General features: G+C 63.9%; 15 protein-coding genes. 12 read left to right on the top strand and 3 right to left on the bottom strand.

All coding sequences use genetic code 11. The features are described from left to right. Positions 1–23: 23 nt before the first annotated feature. The 3 genes from E5E96_RS11095 (at position 24) to E5E96_RS11105 (ending at position 3,685) form a co-directional block, all read left to right on the top strand. Positions 24–2,183, top strand: a complete 2,160-nt coding sequence (locus E5E96_RS11095) for an AsmA family protein (protein ID WP_171282164.1) — start codon at positions 24–26, stop codon at positions 2,181–2,183. A 175-nt stretch (positions 2,184–2,358) separates the two neighbouring features. After that, a complete protein-coding gene (locus E5E96_RS11100) occupies positions 2,359–2,895 on the top strand; it encodes an N-acetyltransferase (protein WP_171282165.1) in 537 nt (178 codons plus the stop codon). A gap of 55 nt (positions 2,896–2,950) precedes the next feature. Further along, positions 2,951–3,685 (top strand): SDR family oxidoreductase, encoded by a 735-nt coding sequence (locus E5E96_RS11105; RefSeq protein WP_171282166.1) that lies wholly within the window; start codon positions 2,951–2,953, stop codon positions 3,683–3,685. Positions 3,686–3,735: 50 nt separating this feature from the next. Here the strand turns inward: E5E96_RS11105 and glnE are convergent, their stop codons facing one another. From glnE to E5E96_RS11120, 3 genes are all read right to left on the bottom strand, one after another. Further along, on the bottom strand, positions 3,736–6,609 hold the full coding sequence (glnE, locus tag E5E96_RS11110) for a bifunctional [glutamate--ammonia ligase]-adenylyl-L-tyrosine phosphorylase/[glutamate--ammonia-ligase] adenylyltransferase (RefSeq protein ID WP_171282167.1): 2,874 nt from the start codon (positions 6,607–6,609) through the stop codon (positions 3,736–3,738). A 130-nt stretch (positions 6,610–6,739) separates the two neighbouring features. Further along, a complete protein-coding gene (locus tag E5E96_RS11115) occupies positions 6,740–7,180 on the bottom strand; it encodes a GNAT family N-acetyltransferase (RefSeq protein ID WP_029305142.1) in 441 nt (146 codons plus the stop codon). A gap of 76 nt (positions 7,181–7,256) precedes the next feature. Then, a complete protein-coding gene (locus tag E5E96_RS11120) occupies positions 7,257–8,507 on the bottom strand; it encodes a methyl-accepting chemotaxis protein (protein WP_029302409.1) in 1,251 nt (416 codons plus the stop codon). 31 nt (positions 8,508–8,538) lie between these two features. Between E5E96_RS11120 and E5E96_RS11125 the strand changes: the two genes are divergently transcribed. The 9 genes from E5E96_RS11125 to fbaA all read left to right on the top strand — a co-directional run bounded on the left by E5E96_RS11125 (position 8,539) and on the right by fbaA (position 20,335). Further along, positions 8,539–9,360, top strand: coding sequence for a potassium channel family protein (locus E5E96_RS11125; protein ID WP_011704725.1), 822 nt, complete (start codon positions 8,539–8,541; stop codon positions 9,358–9,360). A 152-nt stretch (positions 9,361–9,512) separates the two neighbouring features. Continuing rightward, the gene (locus tag E5E96_RS11130) at positions 9,513–10,118 is read left to right on the top strand and encodes a TIGR04211 family SH3 domain-containing protein (protein WP_011704726.1); all 606 of its coding nucleotides are present in this window, start codon (positions 9,513–9,515) and stop codon (positions 10,116–10,118) included. A 269-nt stretch (positions 10,119–10,387) separates the two neighbouring features. After that, positions 10,388–13,552 (top strand): bifunctional proline dehydrogenase/L-glutamate gamma-semialdehyde dehydrogenase PutA, encoded by a 3,165-nt coding sequence (putA, locus tag E5E96_RS11135; RefSeq protein ID WP_171282168.1) that lies wholly within the window; start codon positions 10,388–10,390, stop codon positions 13,550–13,552. Positions 13,553–13,752: 200 nt separating this feature from the next. Beyond that, positions 13,753–14,532 (top strand): NAD(+) diphosphatase, encoded by a 780-nt coding sequence (nudC, locus tag E5E96_RS11140; RefSeq protein ID WP_171282169.1) that lies wholly within the window; start codon positions 13,753–13,755, stop codon positions 14,530–14,532. 142 nt (positions 14,533–14,674) lie between these two features. After that, complete coding sequence (hemE, locus tag E5E96_RS11145; RefSeq protein WP_041217975.1) at positions 14,675–15,742, top strand: uroporphyrinogen decarboxylase; 1,068 nt, start codon at positions 14,675–14,677, stop codon at positions 15,740–15,742. A gap of 181 nt (positions 15,743–15,923) precedes the next feature. Continuing rightward, the gene (locus tag E5E96_RS11150; protein ID WP_171282170.1) at positions 15,924–16,853 is read left to right on the top strand and encodes an ROK family protein; all 930 of its coding nucleotides are present in this window, start codon (positions 15,924–15,926) and stop codon (positions 16,851–16,853) included. 49 nt (positions 16,854–16,902) lie between these two features. After that, positions 16,903–17,913, top strand: a complete 1,011-nt coding sequence (gene epd, locus E5E96_RS11155; RefSeq protein ID WP_010635047.1) for an erythrose-4-phosphate dehydrogenase — start codon at positions 16,903–16,905, stop codon at positions 17,911–17,913. A 62-nt stretch (positions 17,914–17,975) separates the two neighbouring features. Next, complete coding sequence (locus tag E5E96_RS11160; protein ID WP_011704731.1) at positions 17,976–19,139, top strand: phosphoglycerate kinase; 1,164 nt, start codon at positions 17,976–17,978, stop codon at positions 19,137–19,139. A 116-nt stretch (positions 19,140–19,255) separates the two neighbouring features. After that, a complete protein-coding gene (gene fbaA / locus E5E96_RS11165; RefSeq protein ID WP_024946156.1) occupies positions 19,256–20,335 on the top strand; it encodes a class II fructose-bisphosphate aldolase in 1,080 nt (359 codons plus the stop codon). Positions 20,336–20,381: the final 46 nt, after the last annotated feature.

Raw genomic sequence — 20,381 nt, forward strand, 5'->3', positions numbered from 1 at the left:
GATCCGCATTCAAGGAGTCCATCGTGAAGAAGATCATCTACATCCTGCTGGGGTTGGCGCTGGCGGCCGTGGTGGCCATCGCCGCCCTGGTGTCCCTCATCGATCCCAACCAGTTCAAGCCCCAGCTGGTGGAACAGGTGCGCAAGAGCACCGGTCGCGAGCTGGTAATGGAGGGGGCGATCGGCTGGCGTTTCTGGCCAAGCCTCGGCCTCTCCCTCGAGCAGGTGGCGCTGCGCAACCCCGCCGGTTTTGCCGAGCCTGACCTGGTGCGTTTCACGCGCGGGGAGGCCTCGGTGGGCCTGTTGCCGCTGCTCTCCCACAAGCTTGAGATCGGCAAGGTGACCCTGAGCGGCGCCCATCTGTTTATCCAGACCAAGGCTGACGGCAGCTCCAACCTGAGCGATCTGCTCAAGGCCTCCGCCGAGCCCAAGGGGGAGGCGACGACCTCCGAGCCCGCCGCAACGACGCCCCCGCCCGCCAGTGACAAGCAGCCCTGGCAGATCAGCCTGCAAGGGGTGGAGCTGCAGCAGGCCAGCGCCCTGCTGCAGGACGATCGCAACGGCACCGTCTCGCGCCTCGAACAGCTGGACCTGAACCTGGGCCAGCTGGCGGTGGATCAGTGGGTGCCGGTGACCCTGGCCGCCAAGGGAGCCCAGGGGGAGCTGGCGTTTGATCTCAAGGGGTCGGCCCAGCTCAAGCTGGCGCCCGATGCCAGCCGCAGCGAGCTGAAAGACGTTGCACTGGCGGGGAGCCTGAGCGAACCGACCCAGCGGCTGGATGTCTTCTCCCTCAAGGCCGACCGGCTGGCACTGGGGGAGTGGAGCAGTTTGACCCTGAGCCTGCAAGGGGCCCAAGGGACGGCGGACAAGCAGACCCTGGCCGGCACCCTGGAAGGAACCCTCAAGGCGCGGCTCGACGAGAATCGGCAACTGCTGGAGATATCGGATGCCGTGCTGGCCGCCAAGCTGAGCGGCGATGCCCTGCCGCGCCCGCAGATGCAGGTGAAGCTGGCGGGCTTTGCCCGCGCCGAGCTGGGCAAACAGGCCGTTACCCTCAGCAACCTGGTGATGGGGGTGGATGAGGCCCTGCTGAGCGGCAACGGCAGTGTGCAGCTGGGTGCCGTGCCCAGGGTAGGGTTCGACCTCAAGGGGGAGAAGCTGGATCTCGACAGTTGGCTCGGTCAGCCGGCCAAGGCGGCGCCTGCGACCGCCACCTCGGGCGCCGCAGCGCCGGCCGGAGCACAGGCGCAGACCGCCGTGCCCGCCGCCAAGGCGCTCTCCACGGCCGAACCGGATCTTACCGCCCTCAAGGTGGTGGATCTGGCTGGCCGGCTGCAACTGGGCAGCTTGCGACTGAAGGGGCTGGATCTGAGCGCCGTCGATCTGCAACTGGCCCTGGCCGGTGGACAGCTCACCCTCAAGCAGTTCAGCGCCGGGGTGACCGGTGGTCAGGTGACAGCCAGCGGCGTGCTCGATGCCCGTCAGCAGCCGGCCCGCTATCAGGTACACAAGTGGGTGCAAGGGGTCGATGTGCGGCCACTGCTGCAGACCCTGGCCCAGACCGACTTGCTGGAAGGCAAGGGGGATCTGGAGGTCGAGGCGCAGGGCTCAGGACTCTCCGAGCAGGCGCTGCGCAGTCGGATGCAGGGCAAGGTGAGCCTCAGGCTGAGCGACGGAGCCCTGCACGGCATCAACCTGGCGGAGATGATCCGCGAGGCGCGAGCCACCCTGACCGGCAAGGGGGCGGATCAGGTGAAGGAGGTGCGCAAGACCGACTTCAGCGCGCTCACCGCCAGCTTCCGGATTGCCGACGGGGTAGCCAGGAGCGACGACATCCAGCTGTTTGCCCCCGCCCTGCGGGTGAAGGGGCAGGGCCAGACAGCCCTGGTGCCGGAGACCCTCGACTTCCTGTTCCTCACCTCCGTGGTGGAGAGCAGCAAGGGGCAGGGGGGCAAGAGCGTGGACGAGCTCAAGGACATCACCATACCGGTGCGCATCGGCGGCCACTGGCAGGCGCCGAGCTACCGGCTCGACGTGAAGGAATTGCTCAGCAACAACAAGCTGCTGGAGGAGAAGGCTCGCAAGGAGGCCGAGCGCGGTCTCAAGAAGCTGCTGGGTGACAAGGCAGACAACGAAGGAGTGAAGGGGGTGGCCGACCAGCTGCTCAAGGGCTTGTTCAAATAGCCCCGGCCTTTCGCGTTATCGCCATGCAGAGCCCGCCCCGTGCGGGCTCTGTGCATTTTTGGCTGCGCTTGGGCAAGACATGGAAACTCGATGCAGCCGGCATCGGTAGCGAAAGAGAGGGGTGTTTGGGCCGGACAAAGATGGTATCACTGTGGTTTTACCAAGGAGCAGATGAATGAGTCGAAGTGAAATCGCAAGAGAGACATCCCATCCGGACTGGCCGCTGGTCTGGCAGATCTACGGCAGCAGCTTTCCCCGCTACGAACAGCGCCAGCCGCAGCATCAAGAGCTCAAAATGGGAGACTCCCGCTTTCACTGTCAGCTCTTTTATCAGGGCGAGCAGCTGCTCGGCTTCATCTTCTGGTGGGACTGCGGCGAGCAGATCTACATTGAACACCTGGCCATCAACCCGGCCCTGCGCGGCCAGAACCACGGCTCACGCCTGCTTGCCGCCTTCTGCGAGACGGCGGGGCGCCCGGTCATCCTGGAGATAGACCCGCCAGAGGACGAGATTGCCCAGCGCCGGCTGCGCTTCTACCAGTCGCTGGGTTTTTGCCTGAACGAGCATGATCACGTGCACCCGCCCTATCAGCCGGATTATCAAGGCCATGCGCTGCGGGTGCTGAGCTATCCGGCCCCGCTCGATGAGCAGGGCTATCGGCGCTTCAACAAGGTGCTGGTGGAGACTGTGATGGATCACGGCCCGGCCTGACGCGGTTGCCATCCATCTCGCAATGCCACCATGCGCCACACGACCAGGAGGGTCCATGAACAAACGGGTGCTGATCACCGGCGGCGGCAGAGGCATTGGCGCCGCCACCGCCCGCCATCTGGCGGGGCAGGGCTATCATCTGTGCCTCAACTATCGCCATGACCAGGCCAGTGCCGAGGCGCTGGTGGCCGAGATCCTGGCCCACCATCCGGTCCGCTGCATCGCGGTGCAGGCCGATGTCGGGGTGGAGGCCGAGGTGGTGCGTCTGTTCGAGGAGATGGACGCGCGGCTTGGCCCCGTCACCCATCTGGTCAACAATGCCGGCAGGTTGCAGCCGCAGATGCGGGTGCTGGAGATGAGCGCCGAGCGCATCAACCAGACCCTGACCACCAATGTCACCAGCTGCTTTCTCTGCTGCCGCGAGGCGGTGCGCCGGATGACGGCGGGGGGCGCTATCGTCAATGTCTCCTCGGCCGCCGCCCGGCTGGGTTCGGCGGGGGAGTACGTGGACTATGCCGCCGCCAAGGGTGCCGTCGACGTGCTGACCAGGGGGCTGTCGCTGGAGGTGGCGGCCCAGGGGATCCGGGTCAACGGGGTGCGTCCGGGTTTTATCTACACCGAGATGCATGCCGACGGCGGCGAACCCGCTCGGGTCGACCGGGTGAAGGGGCAGATCCCGCTGCAACGGGGCGGTCAGCCGGCCGAGGTGGCTGCCGCCATCGCCTGGCTGCTGTCTGATGGGGCTTCCTACGTCACCGGCACCTTCATCGACGTGGCCGGCGGGCGCTGACCCCGACCCGATAATAGATACAACAAGGGGCGCCTAGGCGCCCCTTCGGTTTATTCCCCCAGCAGCTGTTGCCAGACCGCCAGCACATGGCCGCGCTCCGGCAGCAGCCTGTCGTCCCCCACCTTGCGGGAGACCTCGGAGAGGTTGAGGCGATGGCCGAGGTTGCGGATCTCCAGATAGGCGTGCTTGAGCCCCTCCGCCTGCTCCAGGGTGAGCACCCCCGCCAGCACGCACTCATCGAAGATGCGCACGTTATCGGACCAGCGGGTGAGCGCCTCGGGTTCGCCGCAGGCGTGGGCCAGCACCAGGTACTGAGCGATGAACTCGATGTCCACCATGCCGCCGGGGGACTGCTTGAGATCGAACTCGCCGGCACCCGCCTTGAGCAGGTGATCCCTCATCTTGTGGCGCATCTCGCGCACCTCGCGGGCCAGGGTCGGCAGCTCGCGCTCCTTGGCCAGCACGGCGCGGCGGATGCGGGCAAACTCGGCGATCACCGCCTCATCGCCATAGATGGGACGGGCCCGCACCAGCGCCTGATGCTCCCAGGTCCAGGCCTCGTTTTGCTGATACAGCTCGTAGGCCGACAGCGACGAGACCAGCAGGCCTGAATCGCCGGAGGGGCGCAGCCGCATGTCGATCTCGTAGAGGATGCCGGAGGGGGTGCGGGTACTGAACAGGTGCAGGATCCGCTGGGCGAGACGCAGGTAGAACTGGCGGCTATCGATGGGCTTGCGCCCGTCGGTGTAGCTGTTGGGGTCGCCGCCGTGCAGGAACACCAGATCCAGATCCGAGCCGTAGCCCAGCTCGATGCCGCCCAGCTTGCCGTAGGCCACCACCGCAAAGCCGCGCTGGCCGCTCACCGCCACCTCGGGTGGCACCCCGTAGCGTTCGCTCATCTGGGCCCAGGCCTGATTGACCACCTCTTCGGTGATCGCCTCCGCCAGCCAGGTGAGGTGGTCGCTCACCTTCATCAGCGGCAGGGCGCCGGCGATGTCGGCCGCCACGATGCGCAGCAACTGCACCTGCTTGAACTGGCGCAGCGCCTCCATCTGCTGCTCCACGTCCTCTTCGGGGATGCGCAGCAGGAACTGGCGCAGCTGGGGTTTGTACTGATCGAGCGGGGTGGGGTGGTAGAGGTGCTGGGGATCGAGCAGCTCGTCCAGCAGGATAGGGTAGCGGGCCAGCTGTTCGCTTACCAGATGGCTGGCGTCACACAGCCGCACCAGCTGGCGCAGGGCGCCCGGGTTTTCCGCCAGCAGCTGCAGATAGGCGCTGCGGGTGAAGATGCGGGTCAGCAGCTCGCACACCCGCTCGAACAGGCGGGCGGGTTGCTCGCTGGCGACCACCAGTCGCAGCAGCTCCGGCATCAGCCAGTCCAGCGCGATGCGCCCCTGCGGGCCCACCTGACGGCGTTTGTACTCCTCCTTGAAACGCAGCAGGGCGGCGCAGAGCGAGGCGGGCTCGGCCACACCCTGCGCAGTCAGCAGTTGCTCCAGCTCGGCGGCGTCGAGCTCGGTGCGCCACAGATCGAGCCAGAGCTGTTCCAGATGAGCGGGGGCCTCCTTCTCTTCGCCAACAACTGCGGCAAACTCCTGATGGACGGCCGCCATCTCTTCATCCAGATGAGCCATGAAGGCGCCCCAGTCAGCAAAGCCGAGGGCGGCGACGAGCCGCTGGCGATCCCGCTCCTCGGTGGGCAGGGTCTGGGTCTGCTGATCGCCGATCTCCTGCAATATGTTCTCGACCCGGCGCAGGAAGCGGTAGGCCGTCAGCAGGCGGTCGCAATGGGCGGATTCGAGGGCGCCGCACTGGGCGATGGCGGCCAGCGCCTCCGGCAGATGGCGCACCCGCAGCGCCGGCTCACGCCCACCGCGAATAAGTTGCAGCGCCTGGGCGATGAACTCCACCTCGCGAATGCCGCCGGCCCCCAGCTTGATGTTGCCCTCCAGCCCCTTGCGGCGTACCTCGGCGGCGATCATCGCCTTCATCTGGCGCAGGCCGTCGATGACGCCGAAGTCGATATAGCGGCGAAACACGAAGGGGCGCAGCATCTCGGCCAGCTCCACCGCGTGTTCGCACTGGGGCCCCAGCACCCGCGCCTTGACCATGGCGTAGCGCTCCCAGTTGCGGCCGTGGTGCTGGTAGTAATCCTCCATGGCGGCAAACGAGATGGCGAGCGGCCCCGCGTCGCCAAAGGGGCGCAGCCGCATGTCGACCCGAAACACCTGGCCGTCGACCGTGCTCTGGTGCAGGGCGTTGATGATGCGCTGGCCCAGCTTGATGAAGAATTGCTGGTTGGCGAGCTCGCGCCGCCCACCGACCGTGTAGCCGTTCTCGGGGAAGGTGAAGATAAGGTCGATGTCGGAACTGAAGTTGAGCTCGCCGCCTCCCAGCTTGCCCATGCCGAGGATCAGCAGCGGCTGCGGGTTGCCGTCGCCATCCATGGGTGTGCCCAGCTCGCCGCACTGCTTGGCGTAGAGCCAGTCGCGGGTCGCGCAGATCAGCGCATCCGCCAGTCTGGTGAGATGGACAAAGCTCTCTTCCACTGCCGCGTGACCCAGCAGCTCGCGCCAGGCGATCACCAGCATGCGGCTGCGACGGAACTGGCGCAGGATGCGCTTGAGCGCCTCCTCGTCGTCCACCTCGGCCAGCAGGGCGGTCAGATCGTGCTGGTAGGCGGGCCAGCGTTCGGAGCGCTCCAGATCTCCGGAGGCGAGCAGCTCGGTCAGCAACTCCGGCTGTTTGAAGAGGGAATCGGCGACAAAATCGGAGAGGCCGAGCAGGGTCAGCAGGGTCTGGCGCACCGGCTCGGGCTGGTTGCCATAGTCGGGGGCCAGTTCAATCAGCCGTTGCCAGTGGCGCTGGGCCAGCTCCTGCAGCAGGGGGGAGAAGGCGGAGAAAGAGGGAGAGTGCTGGGCCACGGTTGCCGTCCTTGTGATTAACGAAACTGCCGGATAAAAAGCTGGCTGCCAATCTAGCACTGTCGGGCCCCCGCGTCACAGCGCAGGGGCGAGAAGCATGATCCGGCGGGAATTATCGGCAGCCAGTGATTCAGGTGCGCTGGTAGATATCGGGGTGGTAGATCTCCATCAGGCTGCCGGGGCTGGCGGGCGGCACGAAGCCGAAACCGGCGTAGAGGCCGTGGGCGTCGGAGGTGGCGAGGGAGAGGCGGCGCAATCCCTGCAACTCTGGATGGTCGAGCATGGCCGCCACCAGCGCCTTGCTGTAGCCGCGGCCGCGATGCTCAGGCAGGACAAATACGTCGGCCAGATAGCCGAAGGTGGCCTTGTCTGTGATGACCCGGGCGAAGGCGACCTGCTGAGCGCCGAGGTAGCCGCCAAAGCAGAGCGAATGGTTGATGGCCCGCTGCAGGGTGGCAAGGGGAATGCCGCGACACCAGTAGGCCTCTTCAGACAAGAAGCGGTGGATCAGCGGCACGTCGAGCCGTCCCTTGTCGGCGCTGATTTCAAGCGCAAGTTCTGTGGTCTGCATCCTGGCTCCTTGCCGCGATGAAAAAAGAAAGGCCCCTCGTGGGGCCTTCCAGTCTAACCAGATTGCGGCGTGAAAGTCAGGCCAGCTTGAAGGCCTGGATATGGGTATCCAGGGTCTGGCTGTGGCGCTCCACCAGTTCGGAGGCCTCCTGCAGCTCGCGCAGCACCACGACGGAGCCCTCCACCACCTGCTTGACCTGCTCCAGGTTGCCGCTCATCTCCTCGGCCACCGAGCTCTGCTGCTCGGAGGCGGCGGCGATCTGGCGGTTCATGTCGGCCACCCCCTGTACCCGCTGCACTATGGTGGCGAGCTGGTCACCGGCCTGGGTCACCTGCTCCACCCCCTTGTCGGCCTGCTGCACGCTCTGGGCCATCAGTTCGGCGGCCTGGCGGGCGTTGCCCTGCAGCTGCTCGATCATCTTCTGGATCTCGACGGTGGCGGCCTGGGCCCGGTTGGCCAGTTCGCGCACCTCGGACGCAACCACCGCGAAGCCGCGGCCGGCCTCACCGGCGCGGGCGGCTTCGATGGCGGCGTTGAGCGCCAGCAGGTTGGTCTGCTCCGAGATGCCGCGAATGGTATCCACGACGGAGCCGATCTGCTCGACCCCCTGTTCCACCTGATTGACCACGGTGGAGGAGCGCTGAATGTTGCCGGAGAGGGTGTCTATGGTGTTGACGGTGGCGGCCACGCAGCGGCTGCCCTCCTCGGCCAGCAGGCTGGTCTCGGCAGTGGCGTGGGAGGCCTGCTCCGCATGGGCGGCCACCTCGCGAATGGCACCCACCATCTGGCTCATGGCGCTGGCCAGCTGCTCAATCTGGGTGAACTCCTCGCTGATGGCCTCGTTGGCCTCCTCCATGCAAAGGGTGACCTGGGAGGCGATGTCGTTGAGCTCCTTGCAGGCGACGCGCTGGGTGCCGAACACCTCCTTGAGGTTCTCCTGGGAGTGGGCCACCGCCTTGGCGATGTCACCGAACTCGTCACGGGACTTGAGCAGCACCCGGTGGCTCAGATCCTTGCGGGCGAAGCGCTCCAGCAGGCCCACCAGATAGTGCACCTGCTTGACCATCAGGCGCGAGCCGGTCAGCAGCAGCACCACGAACAGCAGCCCCATGATGGCGGTCTCCATCAACCCGGTCCAGAGCAGGCTGTTGGCGATAGTGTCCGCCTTGTCGGGCGCGATGCCTTCGCTGAGCAGGGTGGTTTCCAGATTGCTGGCGTCGAACCAGAGCTTGACCAGCAGCAGCACAGTACTGAACACCATGAGCAGTACCACTTTGGGTACCAGCCGGATATTGCTCATTCGCCTCTCCAGCGGGTTTAACTGCATAATATTTCTCCTTTTAATGACCGGTTTTCCTTTGTCCTCAGGACTATCGGCATTATCTTCCTTTTTATTAATTCGCACCGTGCCTAAAGTGGGAAAATGTATGCGACATCACTTAACTCATCTGCGCGCTATGGATCTGCTGATGGCGTTTCTGTCGGTGATCTCGGTTTTGCTGGTCACGGCCCGCTGGTGGGGGCATGCCCAGCTCACCCCCCAGACCCTGCAGCTGTTCTATGACGTCGACAGCCTGATCTGCTACTTCTTCCTCGCCCACTTCGCCTATGGCTGGGCCCGCGCCTCCGACCGGATGGCCTTCTTCAAGGCCAACTGGTTCTATCTGCCGGGCAGCCTGCCGATGGTGGAACAGCTGCGCTGGGCCCGTCTGCTGCAGCTGTGGCGGGTCTATCAGCTGTTCAAGGAGCACCCGGATCTCTGGGCCATGTTTCGTCGCGAGCGCAACGAGACCACCCTCTCCGGCATTCTGTTCCTGTTCTTCCTGCTGCTGGGGGTCGGTTCCGGGGTCATGTATCTGATCGAATCGGGCCAGCCCGGCAGCCAGATCCAGACCCCCTACGATGCGTTCTGGTGGACGCTGGTGACCCTGTCGACCGTGGGGTACGGCGATCTGGTGCCCAAGACGGAGCAAGGGCGTTTCGTCGCCAGCCTGCTGATCCTGTTCGGGGTCGGCCTGTTCGGCGCCATCAGCGGTTTCATGGCCAGCCTGTTTCTGCAGCCGGGGCGGGGGGATGGTGAGCTGGAGAAGTGGCGCCATCACCAGAGTGCGCAGCAGGATCTGTTGTTGCAGGAGCTGCGTGCCCTGCGGGACGAGGTGAAGGCACTGAAACAGAAATAGGCAGCGGCGTCCGGAATGGTCGCGTCGCGGCGCAGACAAGTTGCGAGCCAGCTCTCAGCTCGGGGGGCGCCACTTTTCTTTGCTTGTCCTTTGACCCGCAGGCGGCTTAACATTCGCCAGTCACCTAACCAAACGAAGAGAACCGATCGACCATGCGCGCCCTTCTCGGGATCCTGATCTGCTTGTGTGCCCAACAGGCACTGGCCGATACCCGTTATGTTTCAGACAACATCTTTACCTTTATTCACAATGGTCCGGGTACCCAGTACCGGATCCTTGGCAGCGTCAAGGCGGGTGAGCCGCTGGACGTCAAGGCAGTGAACAACGAAGCCGGTTTCACCCAGGTGGTGGATGGTCGTGGCCGTGAAGGCTGGATCAAGAGCAGCGAGCTGCAGGGAGAGATCAGCCTGCGCGAACGGCTGCCCCAGGTGCAAAAAGAGCTGGAAGAGGCCAAGGCCCGCTTGCTGAACCTCAACGGTGACAACGAGAAACGCTTCACCGAGAAGGATGGCAAGATCGCCGAGCAGAGCAAGGAGATCGCCAGCCTGAAGGCTCAGCTGGCCAGCCAGAGCGAGGAGATGGGCAATCTCAAAGAGCAGAACGACGCCCTGACCCAGAGCTACGACAACCAGGAGCACGACATGCAGATGGACTGGTTCATCCGCGGTGGTGCCATGGTGGGTGGCGGCATCCTGCTCGGCATCCTTTTGCCCATGCTGCCCCGTCGTCGCAGCCGCGGCGATCGCTGGATGAACTGACAACGGCTGTCGGAAGCAGAGTGAAGGGTCGCCATGGCGACCCTTCTTTTTTGCCTTGAGAAAAATTGTATACAAAATGAGGCGATGGATTTTACCTGGTTAGCATATGGCGCCGATATAGTGCGCCATATGAGCCAATCAGCGATCTTTGTTAATAACAGGCAACAATTTCATTTCATCTATGGGTCGATATTGTATACATTATCGGCGTTTCGGCGGCACGGCCGCCTTCGTCGATATCAGCCCTAGGGCGTACAGGAAGACCCCATATGTTCAAAGCTACCCAAGTGCTTGCCGCTGACTATGTACCCTCCGATCTGGCCGCCCTGCGCGAAGCCATCACCCAGAACTACGTGGTGGATGAAAATGCCTATCTGGCCGAGCTGTCGGCCATGCTGCCGGGGGACGGCGCCTCGCTGGAACGGGTGACCCAGCGTGCTCGCACCCTGGTGACCAAGGTGCGCAAGGAGAGCGGCTCCGGCGACGGCATCGACGCCTTCTTGCAGGAGTACAGCCTGGATACCCAGGAGGGGATCATCCTGATGTGCCTGGCGGAGGCGCTGCTGCGCATTCCCGATGCCGAGACCGCCGATGCCCTGATCAAGGACAAGCTCTCCGGCGCCAACTGGTCGTCCCATTTTCGCAAGAGCGACTCCACCCTGGTGAACGCCTCCACCTGGGGGCTGATGCTGACCGGCAAGATCATCAAGCTGGACAAGAAGCTGGACGGCAACCCGGCCAACCTGCTGGGCCGCATGGTCAACAAGCTGGGGGAGCCGGTGGTGCGCTCCGCCATGTACGCCGCCATGAAGATCATGGGCAAGCAGTTCGTGCTGGGGCGCGACATGAAGGAAGCCCTCAAGGCGAGCCGCAAGTCCCGCGAGAAGGGTTACACCCACACCTACGACATGCTGGGGGAGTCCGCCCTGACCCTGGCCGATGCCGACAAGTATTTCGGTGACTACCAGCGCGCCATCGAGGCGGTGGGCAACGAGCGCATCAGCGACGGCGGCCCGGCCCCCTCCATCTCCATCAAGCTGTCGGCGCTGCATCCGCGCTATGACGTGGCCAACCGCGAGCGGGTGCTCGGCGAGATGTGCGAGCGACTGGTGGGACTGGTACGGCTGGCCCGCGACAAGGATGTGGCCATCAGCATCGACGCCGAAGAGATGGACCGCCTCGAGCTCTCTCTCGATTTGTTCGAGCAGCTCTATCGCTCCGATGCCAACCGCGGCTGGGGCAAGCTCGGCATGGTGGTGCAGGCCTACTCCAAGCGCGCCCTGCCGGTGCTCTGCTGGTTGACCGGACTGGCCCGCGAGCAGGGAGATCTCATTCCGGTTCGCTTGGTAAAAGGCGCCTACTGGGACAGCGAGCTGAAATATGCCCAGCAGGCCGGCCTGCCAGGCTATCCGCTGTTTACCCGCAAGGCGGGTACCGACATCTCCTACCTTGCTTGCGCCCGCTACCTGCTGAGCGAGCCGACCCGCGGCTTCATCTCGCCCCAGTTCGCCACCCACAACGCCAATACCGTGGTCAGCATTCTGGAGATGGCTGGCGATCGCCAGTTCGAGTTCCAGCGTCTGCACGGCATGGGGGAGGAGCTGCACAACGCCGTACTGAACGAACATCCCGGCCTGCACTGCCGCATCTATGCGCCGGTGGGTGCCCACAAGGATCTGCTGCCCTACCTGGTGCGTCGCCTGCTGGAGAACGGGGCCAACACCTCCTTCGTCCACAAGCTGGTGGACCCCAACACCCCGGTCGACTCCCTGGCCGAGCACCCGCTGCGTACCCTCAAGCGCTACTCCAGCCTGGCCAACGATCGCATTCCGCAGCCGGTGAACCTGTTCAGCGACCGCAAGAACTCCAGCGGCGTCAACATGAACATCGTCTCCATCCAGCGCCCCTTCTTCGCCAAGCTGAAGGAGCTGGAGAGCAAGCAGTGGCTGGCGGGCCCCATCGTCGATGGCGAGACCCTCAAGCGCAACGAGGCCCGCGTGGTGCTGAGCCCGCAGGATGTTAGCCTGACCGTCGGCAAGATCCACTGGGCCGACGAACAGGCGGTGGAGCAGGCGCTGGCCTCGGCCCATGCCGCCTTCCCGCGCTGGCGCGAGACCCCGGTGAGCGAGCGTGCCGCGGCGCTGGAGAAGCTGGCGGATCTGCTGGAAGCGAACCGCGAGCAGTTCATCTCCCTCTGTACCCGCGAGGCGGGCAAGCTGCTGCAGGATGGCATCGACGAGGTGCGCGAGGCGGTGGACTTCTGCCGCTACTACGCGGTGCAGGCCCGCAGCCTGATGGGGCAGGCCACCCTGCTGCCGGGTTACACCGGCGAGATGAACGAGTTGTTCCTGCAGGGGCGTGGCGTGTTCGTCTGCATTAGTCCGTGGAACTTTCCGCTGGCGATTTTCCTAGGACAGGTCGCCGCGGCGCTGGCTACCGGCAACACCGTCATCGCCAAGCCTGCCGAGCAGACCGGTCTCATCGCCCACCTGGCAGTGACCCTGGCCCATCAGGCCGGCATTCCGGGCGACGTGTTGCAACTGCTGCCGGGTGACGGTGCCACCGTCGGTGCCAAGCTGACGGCGGATGCCCGCATCGGCGGCGTCTGCTTCACCGGCTCCACCGAGACCGCCAAGCTCATCAACATGACCCTGGCCCAGCGCGATGGCGCTATCCTGCCGCTCATCGCCGAGACCGGCGGTCAGAACGCCATGATCGTCGACTCGACCGCCCTGCCGGAGCAGGTGGTGCGCGACGTGGTGAGCGCCGCCTTCCAGAGTGCCGGCCAGCGCTGCTCCGCCCTGCGGGTGCTCTACCTGCAGGAAGAGATCGCGCCGCGGGTGCTGGAGATTTTGACCGGTGCCCTGCAGGAGCTCAAAGTGGGCAACCCGGCCGAGCACAACACCGACGTGGGCCCGGTCATCGACGCCGAGGCCAAGGTCGGGCTGGATGCGCACCTGGTGCACATGATCCCGCGTGCCCGCCTGATCGCCCAGGCACCGATGCCGGCCGTGACCCTGGGGGGCCACTTCGTGCAGCCGACCGCGCTGGAGATCGGCTCCATCCGCGAGCTGACCCGCGAGCAGTTTGGCCCCATCCTGCACGTGGTGCGCTACGCCGCCCGGGATCTGGACAAGGTGATCAGCGATATCAACGGTACCGGTTACGGCCTGACGCTGGGGATCCACAGCCGCAACGAATCCCATGCCGAGGAGCTGGCGAGCCGCATCAACGTGGGCAACGTCTACATCAACCGCAACCAGATCGGCGCCATGGTCGGGGTGCAGCCGTTCGGCGGGCAGGGCCTCTCCGGCACCGGTCCGAAGGCGGGCGGCCCTCATTACCTGAGCCGTTTCATTACCGAGAAGACCCGCACCATCAACACCACGGCGGTGGGCGGCAACGCCTCCCTGCTGGCGATGGGCGACGCCTGATCTACCGTGTCCGACATCAGGCCGCCTGCGGGCGGCCTTTTTCATGGGCGTTCTCATGAGCGTTGAAAAGCCGCCATCTTGGGGTCGCCACCCGGCTTGCCGCGTCTTAATATGGTGGCCGGTTGTCGCTTTCATCCGTCACCGCCGCCCAGCCACGGGCGTGCATTCCGACCGACGTCACAACAAAGAGTGCTGCATCTATGCCATTAACCGAACAGGCCCGCTGGTTCGTGCTGGGGGGCGATCACCTCGTCCTGCTGGATGACCAGGGGCGCATTCCACAAGGCCTCCGTGCCTGTCTGCCCAGCCACTTGCAGCATGCCGCCTTTGAGCGCTTTGACGAGTGGGACGGACTGCCCTGCCTGCTGCTGGATCTGGGGGAAGAGGTTGACACCGCGACCCTGACTCCCTTGCGCCAGCTGATGGTGGTCGGGGATGAAACGGGTTTTCAGCTGGCCGGCCGTGCCTGGCAACTCGCCACCTTTCGCCGCACCCACCGCTTCTGCGGCGAGTGCGGCGCCCCCATGAGCCCGAAGGCGGGGGAGTGGGCGCAAGGGTGCCGCCATGGCCACGTCGTCTATCCGCGCATCTCCCCCTGCATTATCGTGGCGGTGCGCAAGGGGCCCGCCATCTTGCTGGCGGCCCACCGCCGTCATTATCAGGCGGAAGATCCCATGTATACGGTGCTGGCCGGCTTCGTGGAGGCGGGGGAGAACCTCGAGCAGTGCGTGGCGCGGGAGGTGTTCGAGGAGAGCGGCATCCGGGTGCGCAACGTGCGTTACGTGGCGAGCCAGCCCTGGCCGTTTCCCCACAGCCTGATGATGGGCTTCACCGCCGATTATGAGAGTGGCGAGATCCGGGTGCAGGACGAAGAGCTGGTGGCGGCCGATTTCTTCGAGGCCGACGGGCTGCCAAGGCTGCCGCCCCACGGCACCATAGCGCGGCGGCTGATCGCGCTCAGCCTCGGCGACCAAGCCTGAGGGATGCAAAGAGGGGCGCTTGTTTGCGCCCCTTCACATCTTTGCACTCCAACGGCGGCGGCAGGCGTTTGAGCCGCCCCCCACCGCGCACAAAGTGGTATCATATCCGCCATTTTATGCTGGATATGACTCAGGAACTGGGATGAAAGAGCTGAAGAACGATCGTTACCTGCGTGCCCTGCTGCGCCAGGAAGTGGACATGACGCCGGTATGGATGATGCGCCAGGCTGGCCGCTATCTGCCGGAATACAAGGCCACGCGCGCCCAGGCGGGGGATTTCATGTCCCTGTGCCGCAACGCCGAGCTGGCTTGTGAAGTCACCCTGCAGCCGCTGCGCCGCTATCCACTCGATGCCGCCATCCTCTTCTCCGACATCCTCACCGTGCCCGATGCCATGGGTCTCGGTCTCTATTTCGAGCAGGGTGAAGGCCCGCGCTTCGAGCGTCCGATCACCTCCATGGCCGATGTGCAGGCGCTGCCGGTGCCGGATCCGGAAGATGAACTCGGCTACGTGATGAACGCGGTGCGCACCATCCGCCGCGAGCTCAAGGGCGAAGTGCCGCTCATCGGCTTCTCCGGCAGCCCCTGGACCCTGGCCACCTACATGGTGGAGGGAGGCAGCTCCAAGGCGTTCACCAAGATCAAGCAGATGATGTATGCAGAGCCGCAGACCCTGCACCTGCTGCTCGACAAGCTGGCCGACAGCGTGATTAGCTATCTCAACGCCCAGATCAAGGCGGGTGCCCAGGCGGTCATGGTGTTCGACACCTGGGGCGGCGTGCTCACCCCGCGCGACTACCGCGATTTCTCTCTGCAGTACATGCACAAGATCGTCGACGGCCTCATTCGCGAGCACGACGGTCGCCGCGTGCCGGTCACCCTGTTCACCAAGAACGGTGGCCAGTGGCTGGAGCAGATCGCCGCCACCGGTTGCGATGCGCTGGGTCTGGACTGGACCACCGACATCGCGGACGCCAAGCGCCGGGTCGGCGACAAGGTGGCGCTGCAGGGCAACATGGATCCTTCCATGCTCTACGCCAGCCCGGCCCGCATCCGTGAAGAGGTCGCCTCCATCCTGGCCGGTTTCGGCCACGGCAACGGCCACGTTTTCAACCTGGGTCACGGCATCCATCAGGATGTGAACCCGGAGCATGCCGGCGTGTTCGTCAACGCGGTACACGAGCTGTCCGCCCAGTACCACGGCCGCTGAGCGCCGTTGACAGCACAGTGAACAACGGGGCCTGCGGGCCCCGTTTTGCTGCCTGCGGCGGGGGCTGCATCCTGACCGCCGCTCGGGTTACACTGCAACCCGGTAGCGGGCGATCGACGGCAGGCGGGCACGGCAAGGTGCACCCCGGGCCTGACGCCCTAAGGTCATGGCTGGAGGCAGGATGAGCAACAGGTTGTTGGATTGGGGTATCGACCTTGGCGGTACCAAGTGCGAATGCGTGGTACTGGAAGGGGACGAGGTGCTGCTGCGCCATCGCATTCCCACCGAGCGTGCCGGCGGTTATGAGCACATGATCAGCCAGATCGCCAAACTGGTGGCAGAGTGCGCCGACAAGATCTGTCAGCGGCCGACCCTCATCGGCATGGGGACGCCGGGGGCGCGGGATCCGCAAACCGGCCTGATGAAGAACTGCAACACCACCGAGCTCAACGGCAAGCCGTTCAAGGAAGATCTGGAGCGCCGGCTCGGCGTGCCGGTGCTGATCGCCAACGACGCCAACTGCTTCGCGCTGGCGGAAACCCATCTGGGGGCGGTGCGCCAGCATCACCCTGATGCCAAGGTAGTGTTCGGCATCATCATGGGTACCGGAGTGGGCTCCGGCATCGTCATCAACGGCCGCATCCTCAACGGCCACCACGGCATCGCCGGCGAGTGGGGCCACAACGTGCTCTCCCCCGACGGCCCCGAGTGCTACTGCGGCAAGCGCGGCTGCGTCGAGACCTTCATCAGCGGCCCGGCGCTGGAGGCCTGGTACGAGGCCAAGGCCAAGCGTCACCTCTCGCTGGCCAAGATAGCGGCGGCGACGGCTCACGACCACGTGGCCAAGCTCACCATCGACCGGCTGCATCTGCTGTTTGGCCAGGCGCTGGCCAACGTGGTCAACATTCTGGATCCGGATGTGATCGTCATCGGCGGCGGGGTCGGCAACGTGCAGAGCCTGTACAGTGTGGGACGGGAGACTATTTTGCCCTTCCTCTTTAATCCCCGCTTCGCCACCCCCATTATTGCTCCAGCCCTGGGGGACAGCGCCGGGGTATTCGGGGCGGCACTGCTGGCCCGCGGTGAATTTCAGGATGCCCTGCTGTCGTGAGTCAGCCATCCGCTTGTCCCTTTGTCCCAGCTAAGGACCCAGAGTTTTCATGATCAAGATTGCCATCAACGGGTACGGGCGGATCGGCCGCAACGTGCTGCGGGCCCTCTACGAGAGCGGCCGCGACAAGAACATCAAGATAGTGGCCATCAACGAGCTGGCCGCCCCCGAGGCCATGGTGCACCTGACCCGCTTCGACACCAGTCACGGTCGCTTCCACCATCCGGTGCAGCTGGCCGGCAACAGCATGCTGGTGGGGGAGGATCTCATCTCCCTGTTCGCCGAGCGGGATCCGTCGCGCTTGCCGTGGCGGGCGCTGGGGGTGGACGTGGTGCTGGACTGCACCGGGGTGTTCGGCTCGCGGGCCGATGCCGAGCTGCATCTGGCGGCGGGGGCGGGCAAGGTGTTGTTCTCCCATCCGGCCGAGGCGGACGTGGACGCCACCATCGTCTACGGGGTCAACCATCAGGTGCTGACCGGGCGCGAGCGGATCGTCTCCAACGCCTCCTGCACCACCAACTGCGTGGTCCCCGTCATCGAAACATTGCATCGAGAATTCGAGATAAATTGTGGTACTATTACGACAATTCATTCGGCCATGCATGATCAGCAAGTCATCGATGCCTACCACAGCGACTTGCGTCGAACCCGCGCTGCCAGCCAGTCCATCATCCCGGTGGATACCAAGCTGGCCAAGGGGTTGGAGCGGATCCTCCCCCACTTCGCCGGCAAGTTCGAGGCGATCGCGGTACGGGTACCGACCATCAATGTAACGGCAATGGATCTCAGTATTACTGTTCGTAAAAAAGTGACGGTTACTGACGTAAATCAAGCCCTGCAACGGGCATCCAGAGGTACATTAAGCGGTATTCTGGATTACACGGAAGAGCCACTGGTCTCCGTAGACTTTAATCATGATGCTCACTCCTGCATCATTGATGGTACCCAGACCCGGGTCAGCGATGCCAACCTCGTCAAGATGTTGATGTGGTGTGATAACGAATGGGGCTTCGCCAACCGCATGCTGGATACCACCCGGGCCATGATGGCCGCAGGCTGAGAGCCTGCACCGGGCGCAAGGTTACTGTTTTTAACATTACCTGAAAATATAGAGGACTGAATATGTCTGTTATCAAGATGACTGACCTGGATCTGGCGGGCAAACGCGTTCTGATCCGTGCTGACCTGAACGTGCCGGTAAAAGACGGCAAGGTCACCTCCGATGCACGTATCGTGGCGACTCTGCCGACCATCAAGCTGGCTCTGGAAAAGGGCGCCAAGCTGATGATCACCTCCCACCTGGGTCGTCCGACCGAGGGTGAATACAACGAAGAATTCTCCCTGGCTCCGGTTGTCAACTATCTGAAAGACGCACTGTCCTGCCCGGTTCGTCTGGCCAAAGACTACCTGGATGGCGTAGAAGTCGCCGCCGGTGAGCTGGTTGTGCTGGAAAACTGCCGCTTCAACAAAGGCGAGAAGAAGAACACCGAAGAGCTGGCCAAAAAATACGCCGCCCTGTGTGACGTCTTTGTAATGGATGCGTTCGGTACTGCTCACCGCGCCGAAGGCTCCACCTACGGTGTGGCCCAGTTTGCACCGGTCGCCTGTGCCGGCCCGCTGCTGGCGGGTGAACTGGAAGCCCTGGGCAAAGCCATGCTGAAGCCTGAGCGCCCGATGGTTGCCATCGTGGGTGGCTCCAAGGTCTCCACCAAGCTGACCGTACTGGAATCCCTCTCCAAGATCGCTGACCAGCTGGTGGTCGGTGGTGGCATCGCCAACACCTTCATCGCTGCTGCCGGTCACAACGTCGGCAAGTCCCTGTGCGAGCACGACCTGATCGACACCGCCAAGAAACTGGCTGCCGAAACCAACATCCCGGTGACCACCGACGTGGTTGTGGGTGCCGAGTTCTCCGAGTCCACCCCGGCCACCATCAAGTCCGTCGCTGATGTGACCGACGGCGACATGATCTTCGACATCGGCCCTGACTCTGCCAAGGCCCTGGCCGACATCATCATGAACGCCAAGACCATCCTGTGGAACGGCCCGGTCGGCGTGTTCGAGTTCGACCAGTTCGCTGAAGGCACCAAGGTGATCGCCGAAGCCATCGCTGCTTCTCCGGCCTTCTCCATCGCTGGCGGTGGTGACACCCTGGCTGCCATCGACAAGTTCGGCATTGCCGACAAGGTCTCCTACATCTCCACCGGCGGCGGCGCCTTCCTGGAGTTCGTGGAAGGCAAGGTACTGCCGGCTGTTGCGATTCTGGAACAGCGCGCCAAAGCCTAATTGACCCGAGACGGGGGGCAAAAGCCTCCCGTTTCGTTTATCATGTGCCCGCTGTGCCGGTTCATGATGAACCCCCCATTTTTTATTAACGGCATACGAGAACAGGACGATTAAACATGTCTAAGAAAATTTTCGACTTCGTAAAACCCGGCGTGATCACTGGTGATGACGTTCAGAAAGTGTTCGCCATTGCGAAAGAGAACGGCTTCGCTCTGCCGGCCGTCAACTGCGTCGGTACCGACTCCGTCAACGCCGTACTGGAAGCTGCCGCCAAGGTGAAAGCACCGGTTATCGTTCAGTTCTCCAACGGTGGTGCCGTGTTCACCGCCGGTAAGGGTCTGAAACTGGAAGGCCAGCAAGCTGCCATCATCGGTGCCATCTCCGGTGCCAAGCACGTTCACGCCGTTGCCGAAGCCTACGGTGTACCGGTCATCCTGCACACCGACCACGCTGCCAAGAAGCTGCTGCCGTGGATCGACGGTCTGCTGGACGCGGGCGAGAAGCACTTTGCCGAAACCGGCAAGCCGCTGTTCTCCTCCCACATGCTGGATCTGTCCGAAGAGTCTCTGGAAGAGAACATCGACATCTGCTGCGAGTACCTGACCCGCATGGCCAAGATGAACATGACTCTGGAGCTGGAACTGGGTTGCACCGGTGGCGAAGAAGACGGTGTGGACAACAGCCACATGGACCAGTCCGCCCTGTACACCCAGCCGGAAGACGTGGCCTACGCCTACGAGCGTCTGTCCAAGATCAGCCCGCGCTTCACCATCGCTGCCTCCTTCGGCAACGTACACGGTGTTTACAAGCCGGGTAACGTCAAGCTGACCCCGTCCATCCTGGATGCTTCCCAGAAGTACGTTTCCGAGAAGTTCGGTCTGCCGGCCAAGTCCCTGGACTTCGTATTCCACGGTGGTTCAGGTTCCACTCTGGAAGAGATCCGCGAGTCCATCTCCTACGGCGTGGTGAAGATGAACATCGACACCGACACCCAGTGGGCGACCTGGGAAGGCATTCTGGGCTTCTACAAGAAGAACGAAGCCTACCTGCAAGGTCAGCTGGGCAACCCGGAAGGCGCCGACAAGCCGAACAAGAAGTTCTACGATCCGCGTGTATGGCTGCGTGCCGGCCAGACTACCATGATCGCTCGTCTGGAGAAGGCTTTCTCCGACCTGAACGCCATCGACGTACTGTAATTCGTTACGGTAGTTTGATTGCATGAAAAGGCGCCCTGCGGGGCGC

It is taken from the genome of Aeromonas sp. 1805, assembly GCF_013085525.1.
Classification (GTDB): domain Bacteria; phylum Pseudomonadota; class Gammaproteobacteria; order Enterobacterales; family Aeromonadaceae; genus Aeromonas; species Aeromonas hydrophila.

Excerpts from the sequence above, each read along its gene's own strand:
- E5E96_RS11100 (WP_171282165.1), top strand. The coding sequence starts at position 2,359 with ATGAGTCGAAGTGAAATCGCAAGAGAGACATCCCATCCGGACTGGCCG.
- E5E96_RS11105 (WP_171282166.1), top strand. The coding sequence starts at position 2,951 with ATGAACAAACGGGTGCTGATCACCGGCGGCGGCAGAGGCATTGGCGCC.
- E5E96_RS11115 (WP_029305142.1), bottom strand. The coding sequence starts at position 7,180 with ATGCAGACCACAGAACTTGCGCTTGAAATCAGCGCCGACAAGGGACGG.
- E5E96_RS11120 (WP_029302409.1), bottom strand. The coding sequence starts at position 8,507 with ATGCAGTTAAACCCGCTGGAGAGGCGAATGAGCAATATCCGGCTGGTA.
- E5E96_RS11130 (WP_011704726.1), top strand. The coding sequence starts at position 9,513 with ATGCGCGCCCTTCTCGGGATCCTGATCTGCTTGTGTGCCCAACAGGCA.
- putA (WP_171282168.1), top strand. The coding sequence starts at position 10,388 with ATGTTCAAAGCTACCCAAGTGCTTGCCGCTGACTATGTACCCTCCGAT.
- nudC (WP_171282169.1), top strand. The coding sequence starts at position 13,753 with ATGCCATTAACCGAACAGGCCCGCTGGTTCGTGCTGGGGGGCGATCAC.
- hemE (WP_041217975.1), top strand. The coding sequence starts at position 14,675 with ATGAAAGAGCTGAAGAACGATCGTTACCTGCGTGCCCTGCTGCGCCAG.
- E5E96_RS11150 (WP_171282170.1), top strand. The coding sequence starts at position 15,924 with ATGAGCAACAGGTTGTTGGATTGGGGTATCGACCTTGGCGGTACCAAG.
- epd (WP_010635047.1), top strand. The coding sequence starts at position 16,903 with ATGATCAAGATTGCCATCAACGGGTACGGGCGGATCGGCCGCAACGTG.
- E5E96_RS11160 (WP_011704731.1), top strand. The coding sequence starts at position 17,976 with ATGTCTGTTATCAAGATGACTGACCTGGATCTGGCGGGCAAACGCGTT.
- fbaA (WP_024946156.1), top strand. The coding sequence starts at position 19,256 with ATGTCTAAGAAAATTTTCGACTTCGTAAAACCCGGCGTGATCACTGGT.